This window comes from Ohtaekwangia sp. (assembly GCF_036568665.1).
Taxonomy (GTDB): domain Bacteria; phylum Bacteroidota; class Bacteroidia; order Cytophagales; family Cyclobacteriaceae; genus Ohtaekwangia.
This window is the reverse complement of the sequence record NZ_DATCSD010000401.1, coordinates 1-6,844: the sequence shown is the minus strand read 5'-3', so window position 1 is coordinate 6,844 and position 6,844 is coordinate 1. Positions and strand designations below refer to the sequence as shown.

The 6,844-nt window shown below is 42.0% G+C and carries 3 protein-coding genes; 1 reads left to right on the top strand and 2 read right to left on the bottom strand.

Annotated elements, in window-relative coordinates; all coding sequences use genetic code 11:
* Positions 1-60: 60 nt before the first annotated feature.
* Both VIN08_RS23575 and VIN08_RS23570 read right to left on the bottom strand, forming a co-directional pair.
* Positions 61-1,758: a SusD/RagB family nutrient-binding outer membrane lipoprotein gene (locus VIN08_RS23575; RefSeq protein ID WP_331970683.1), complete on the bottom strand. Its 1,698-nt coding sequence runs from the start codon at positions 1,756-1,758 to the stop codon at positions 61-63.
* A gap of 24 nt (positions 1,759-1,782) precedes the next feature.
* Positions 1,783-5,154: a SusC/RagA family TonB-linked outer membrane protein gene (locus tag VIN08_RS23570; protein WP_331970681.1), complete on the bottom strand. Its 3,372-nt coding sequence runs from the start codon at positions 5,152-5,154 to the stop codon at positions 1,783-1,785.
* 270 nt (positions 5,155-5,424) lie between these two features.
* Between VIN08_RS23570 and VIN08_RS23565 the strand changes: the two genes are divergently transcribed.
* Positions 5,425-6,492 (top strand): substrate-binding domain-containing protein, encoded by a 1,068-nt coding sequence (locus VIN08_RS23565; protein WP_331970679.1) that lies wholly within the window; start codon positions 5,425-5,427, stop codon positions 6,490-6,492.
* Positions 6,493-6,844: the final 352 nt, after the last annotated feature.

The following is a 6,844-nucleotide window of genomic DNA, read 5'->3' as shown; positions in this document are numbered from 1 at the left end:
TAAAAAGTAAAGGGCAGCCAGCGAACCAGCCACCCTTAAACCAAACCAAATCAAAAATCTTTATTGTTCATCCCACCATACACGACCAAACGCATCGGTAGGTCCCGCACCAAAACCTGCATCCTGTGCCATCGCATCGTAAGCAGCTTTTTGGTTTACGTAGTTAGCAGAGGCTTGACTCAACAAAAGCAGTGGAGCTCTTCGCGGTATAGGTAATGTTGCACCATTCGACTTCAAATCAGGAAGCACTAATGATGTGGTAGCATTAGGCATACCGTTGCGTTTCCAAAGTCCCCAGCCTTCAGCAGGTTGCTTATAGAAATTTAAAAACGCTTGACTGCTGATCTGATCTAAAGCTTTCGCATTGTCAAATGCAACAGCAGGTTCACTCAAGTAATCACTGATTTCACTTCCACCAAGAGCAGTATAATTTGATAGTTCTCCATCAACTGCTATTTGATTATACCACATTATTGACGCAGTAACACCAGCGTTATAAAATGTTTCAGCATCTTCTGATGTAATAGAACGAGCAGCAAGTTCGGCACGCATAAAACAAAATTCAGCGTATGTGATTATCGGCAGATATACCAATCCGTCACCAATACCATTACCTTCATCGAATGATGGTTGAAATAATCTCCTTTGAATAAGAGATAAAGTATCCACCTGTACATCAGATCCGCTTATCTCAACAGTTCTTGGCGTATAGTATTTTTTATTAATCGCAGCCTTTGAGTCATCCGGACTAGTGAAACCTCCAAAGTAACGTCTGGAGGCTTCAACTGTTCCTGCGGGAAGTTGACCATCGGCAATCAATGCATTAATGTTAGCTTGCGAATAGCCATTGGGAGAGAAGAATGCGTCTATTCGAGGGTCATTCGTGTTCCACATAAAATCAACAAGAGGCTTAGTGGAATATAGAAGATCGGGATTCCAGTTACCACCACTGGTAAATCCAGCCGTTCCTTTAAATACCCATCCCTGGCTATTACTGCTCATCAGGTTATCAGCCGCTTGACTTAATACTTCCTGAGCGATCGTCTGCGTCTTGGATGCATCGCGCTTAATCAATCGCATAGCAATTTTTAAGCGTAAAGCATTTCCTGCTCTTACCCATGATTTGACATCTCCCTTATAATACTGATCATAATTTCCCAATGACACCTGTGTAATACTTTGTGCTGTATTCAAAGCGGTAACTGATTGTTCTATCTCTTGATCCAACGTGTTAAACAAAGTTTGCTGGTCGTCATACTTTGGCAACATAGTGCCTCCGTAACGTGCCTGCCAGGCTTCAGAGTAAGGTATGCTTCCATATATATCACTTACATAAAATGTATAGTAAGCTTTCAAGATGCGAGCTATACTCAACATGTGTACATATTTTGGTTGATCTTCCTCCGGGAGTTTTTCAACCAGTTTTTCCATGTCTACAAGAGCATCGCCTATACCAGTATATAATCTTCCATAACGTTGTGAAAAATTATCGATGTTACTGGTGAAGCTTGCGCCATTTCCGTTTTGCGGAGTTACATATTGCATCCATGGCATAATTCTCCTGTAAGTATCATAGAATGCTTCAAAGTCCTGACTATGAAGACTGATTGTCGCGCTCAAAAATTGATTTTCAGGAGGCACTTCATTTAATATATCAGGATTTGTATTGGCATCCACATAATCTTCGTCACTGCAACTTGTCGCTACAACTCCAGCGAAGGCAAAGCCGAGAATTAATTTCTTATATAGCAATTTCATATCATTCATGTTAAAATTGTTAAACTAAAAACCTGCTGTAAGCGATACACCAATCTGGCGTGTGAAAGGCAAGCCACCATACTCTGCAAATTCACCAGAGGCATTGCTCTTTAAACCTTCAGGGTTAATGCCTTCTTTCGTTGTGCGGTATAGATAACCCAGGTTGCGTCCAGTTACAGTAAGACGCAATGTTTGTAGCTTAACTCTGTTAGCGAATGTAGCAGGTACGTTGTATCCGATAGAGATCTCGCGCAGCGATACCCAGGAGTTCTCGAAGATAGAGTACTCGCGTATACCGGAAGACCATTGTGTAAGATTCTCATAATACCATATAGCCGGAACAGGTTTCAAATGTCCTTGAGCAACAGCATCTGCATACGACATACCTCCCAAATCAACAGATGGATCTTTCTCCGATTTTATACCATCTGCCAATACACCATCCGGTATAATTCCATCATCTTTTGTATTTCCATTTTCATCTACATAGGTAACACCTCCATGAGCAGCATCTCTTCCAAACAAACTGTTCTTTAAGCTACCACTGGATGAACCATACTGATGTGTAGCAGACGCCATATACCCACCAATCTTGGCATCCACCTGAACGTTCAATACAAAATTTTTATAGGATACAGTATTGATATTACTCAGGAGAAATTTCTCCATCGCAGAACCAACAATCTTGTCACCTTGTCCATAGGCACCACTTCTTAGAAAAGTATATCCTGTAGCGCCACTAGCTGAACCAATTACGTGTTTACCATTACTGGGACTGTCAATAGGATTGCCGGCAGCATCCTTTTTCTGATACGTTGCATAGCCGTAAGGAGTAGCAATGGTAGCATAGGCAAGTCCGGGTTTCGCCAACGAATAAACATCAGCACCAAAGGCCAAACTCAATTGTTGAGAAGTTACTCCCTCTACCAATGCTAATACTTTATTCCTGTTACGTGTAAAGTTGAAAGTTGTAGTCCAGTCAAGGGCTGTTGTTTTAATTGGTGTGGCACGCAGAATGATTTCTATACCTTTATTCTGGATTTTACCACCATTCACGATACGTGAACTCACTCCTGATTCGGATGCCGTAGGCAAACTAAATATCTCGTTCTTGGATATCTTGTTGTAATAAGCGATGTCGAGTCCTATACGGTTATCCAGGAAGCGAAGGTCTGCACCAATCTCCCACTCACGAGCTTGTCTGTTTTTGAGAGACTTGTTCGGTAATGTGTTGTCTTTAAAACCTGCATAGCTAACAGTTCCATCTGGAGATATATAATCTGTCTTATTTTCATACGATCCTGTCTCGTTGATCTTCCAAGGATCAGTATCACCACCGGTTATACCAAAGTTAGAACGCAGCTTGCCAAAGGTTAACCAGGCAGGAAGCGTCTTGAATGTTTCAGTGAAAGTCCATGCAAGACCTGCTGCAGGATAACTATAGCTCCAATCACCGGTTCCATTAGAATAAGCAAGCGTTGAAGAGTAATCCGTACGATAGCTGAGGTTCAACGTTAACTGATCTTTGTAAGTAAGGTCACCATAGGCATATATAGCATTCTTCAGTCGTGAAGGATTCAATCGCGTTTCTATACCAATACCGTTAGAAGAATTGGTTAATGAAAATATTCCCGGAACACGTAGCGAAGGACTGGAGTTACTTCCGTCAGAAGCACGGGTAAATGCTTTATAGTATCTTCCTCCATATAGGCGGTTAGTCTCACCACCAATCGTCATACTCAGGTAAAAATCCTGTCCCAACTGTTTATTAGCAGTAAGTAGAGATTGTATCCTGTATTGCTTGTTATCAGAAGTAGCTTCGTTATACAACCCTCCGGCAAATAGAGTAGATGAACCAAGTCTGCTTCGTTTATCTTTATATACCTCGTCCTGGAAGTTAGCGCGAACCATCAGGTTTAACCATGGACGAATGTGTGTTGTCAAATCAATATTGCCACGGAATACACTTTCGTTACGATAGGTGTGATCCTGGAATGTATCCCACAGGAAACCAGATGATAAACCATATGGATCAGCTGTACCCGTCTTTGCTCCTCCCTTTACAGGATCTATATAGTTATCCATCCAGTAATCCATATCCAGTGTACGCGGGCGATAGTAAACCATACGGAATACGGGGTTGAAGTTACCACCCTGACGTATCGGATTATCAATATCATTGTTTGTATAGTCTACGCTAACATCTACATCAAACACACTGCTAATTTTTTGTGTAGCATGAACATTGAAGTTATTCCTCACCATTTCTGTTCCTCCTGGCATGATGGTTGAGTTATTTAAGTGAGAATAAGAAGCGCGAATACTTCCACGATCCGTACCACCCTCCAGCACGATATTGTGATTAATGAATTTACCTGTCTGATAAAAACTGAGCGGATCATTTGCCTTCCAATTTATCATCCTTCCATCAGCATCGCGTACCATGTGGCCATCCAACTTCGGGCCGTACGAATAATAGCGATTAGGCGTTCCTTGTGAAGTAACACCCATATCAACTTTGTCTACGCCATCAGTATCTTTAGTAAAGGTTGGAGAAACTCCGGCACCAAACTCATTCTGCACATCAATGAATTTATAGGCAGATTCGAAAGATGATGTGTGGTTATAGGTTACTCCTATACCTTTGCGTGTTGTTCCTTTCTTAGTAGTGATGATGATCACACCATTCAACGCATCAGATCCATACAACGCACTGGCTGCAGATCCTTTCAGAACACTCATTGACTCTATATTATCCGGGTTGATGTTCTTCATGATGTTACCGTTATCCTGAGCAGCTCCCCAGGAGTCAGCTCCGGTTACAGTCGGACGAATCAACACACCATCCAATACTATAAGGGGTTGCGTGTTGTTGCTCAATGAAGAGTTACCGCGAATGCGGATACGGGATGATGACATCGGGCCACCTGTTCCCTGGTCGATCATCACACCGGCAACTTTACCTTGCAGAGCGTTCACAACGTTGGCGTTATTGGCCCGGCTCAGGTCACCACCTTTTACTTCCTGCACAGCATAGGCAACCTTGCCTACATCTTTCTTTTCGCCAAAACCAGTGATCACGACTTCACTGAGTTGTTCGGCATCTTCTTTCATAATAACGTCCACAACGGTCTGGCTACCCACAGGCACCTCCTGCGTAGTAAAGCCAATAAAAGAGAAAGCTAAAACTGGATTCGAGCTGTTGCCGATGGAGATGGAGTAATTACCATCGGCATCAGTAGTGGTTCCTGTGGTAGTACCTTTCAGTATCACCGACACTCCGGGTAGAGCGGAGTTGTCTTGCATAGCCGTGACGCGGCCCGTTACAGTCTGCGCAAAAGCAGACATGGCCGTCAGTAATAGCACGACTGACAGAAGCTGTAAACGTTTCTTCATGGGAAAATTTGGGTTAGAGGTGAAAATTTTCAAAACCCATCATCAAACAGAATATTCTATCGAAAAATGGATTTAAACCAAAAGTAGAAAGGTATTTGAAGAACTCCAAGAAAAAATTAACTTCGTTTGCGCGCACGATTGATTCGTGTACGGAAACGATTAAACATTTACATGACGTAATATGTGGTATTTTACAAATACATGAAAAGCTTGATTAAGCTGTAAAAAACCTGTTTTTAGTGTCCAAAATATCCCTTAACATTGGTGCCAATGGAGAAGAAAATCAGAATCAAAGACATCGCGCAGATGGCTCAAGTATCGGTGGGCACAGTAGATCGCGTGATTCACAACCGTGGGGAAGTAGCGGAAGAGTCGTATAAAAAAGTAATGGCCATCCTGGAAAAGACCGGATATAAACCCAACCTCATTGCTAAAACACTCGGCTCTAACAAGACCTATCGCATAGCAGCATTGATGCCGAATCCTGAACAGGATGAATATTGGAATCAGTCATCCGAAGGAATCAGACAAGCCAAAGAAGAATGGACACAATATGGTGTGCAGCTTCAGACCTTCTTTTTTGATGTATACGATAAGAACTCTTTTACCTCACTGGCAGAAATGGTATATCAATCTATACCTGACGGAGTGCTTACCGCTCCTATATTTCACCAGGAAGCGTTGCAGTTCTTTAACCGCTGCAAAGAGAAAAATATACCCTTTGTGGTGGTCAACAATAATATAGAGCAGGCCGGTTCGCTGAGCTTTGTCGGGCAGGATCTATACCAGAGCGGGCGTGTAGGGGCCGAGTTGTTACACCTCAATGAAAAAGAAAACGGAACGTATGCTATTCTTCACGTATATGACGACATCCATAACTCAACCCACTTGAGTGAAAAGGAAAAAGGCTTTAAAGATTATTTTGAAGAACAGATCAACGGGCATAACTATAAAGTTCTCAGCGTAGACCTCAACTATACCCACGAGCCTACACTGGAAAAAGAACTCGGTGATCTCTTCCTGGAACCAACACTGAAAGGTATACTGGTAACAACCTCCAAGGGTGCTTATACCGTTTCAAAAATGCTGGAGAAGCGAGGCAAGAAAGGAATACGACTCGTTGCGTACGATCTGCTACAAGAAAACCTGCATTACCTGAAGAATGGCGTGATCGATTTTCTGATCAACCAAAATTCCAAGCGACAAGCTTTCATTGGCGTTAGTCAGCTATCCAACCATTTACTCTTCAAGAAGAAAACTTCTGAATCGTATTTGTTCCCGCTGGAGATTATCAGCCGACAGAATCTTGTGTCATATTTAAATTCGCAGCAGCATTGATGGTGTATTTGTTGAAATCGGGAACATCCAACGTACCTTAAAGAAGTTAGTGTATGCAACAGATAAAATCAACCTCCTAATTAATTCAAGTCACACATGTTAATAATGCCAGATAAGACTCCTCGAAATACTTGCGGGCTACATGATAGTTAAAATGAACATCGATAGGGAGACTATGCAAAGATTCAGAGAACTTTCTAGCTCAATCTAATTCATATAGTAGGATTTAAAACTAAAAAGGCATCCACACATAAATAAAAAACGATCGCATCACTGGTACTATAATTGCATAGTACATCCTATTAAATAGTAGACATCTTTTCATTGTTGATTGGATTTACATTCGCACAAC